Source organism: Pseudoalteromonas sp. S1727 (assembly GCF_005886375.1).
Lineage (GTDB): Bacteria > Pseudomonadota > Gammaproteobacteria > Enterobacterales > Alteromonadaceae > Pseudoalteromonas > Pseudoalteromonas haloplanktis.
The window spans coordinates 1-446 of record NZ_PNDT01000245.1; the positions used below are offsets into that span (position 1 = coordinate 1).

At 39.0% G+C, this 446-nt stretch carries 1 protein-coding gene; it reads left to right on the top strand.

Annotated elements, in window-relative coordinates; all coding sequences use genetic code 11:
- On the top strand, nucleotides 1-446 hold a 446-nt coding region (locus tag CWB85_RS21860; RefSeq protein ID WP_138556013.1), incomplete at both ends, for a TonB-dependent receptor domain-containing protein.

The window sequence follows — 446 nt, forward strand, 5'->3', positions numbered from 1 at the left end:
GAGGTGAAGGCGATGGCTCAGGTATTGTATTTCGAGTTGATGATTACTTTGATGGCCGAGCCGATGTATTTAATAGTTTTATCACCGCAGATGGTGGCTATATGCTCGATAACGCCAGTGCAGTTCGAAGTGTATATAACTTAGATGCAGAAAATGTTTATAAAACATTTGATATCGAAGAAAACTCGTACGCGTTATACGCCACTACAAATTTTTTCTTAACTGAAAATATCAGTGGTGAGTTTGGTGTGCGTTATGTTGAATATAAACAAGACATGCAATTTACCGCTGAAGTTGGCGCAAATACTAATGTATTTGAGTCAAGTTCTGCTAATGCTGATGTAAGCTCGGTGCTACCGAGCTTAGTATTGAACTGGAACATTACCGATGACCTTGTTGGCCGTGTTTCTTATACTGAAACTCTACGTATGCCAAATTTTGCAGAT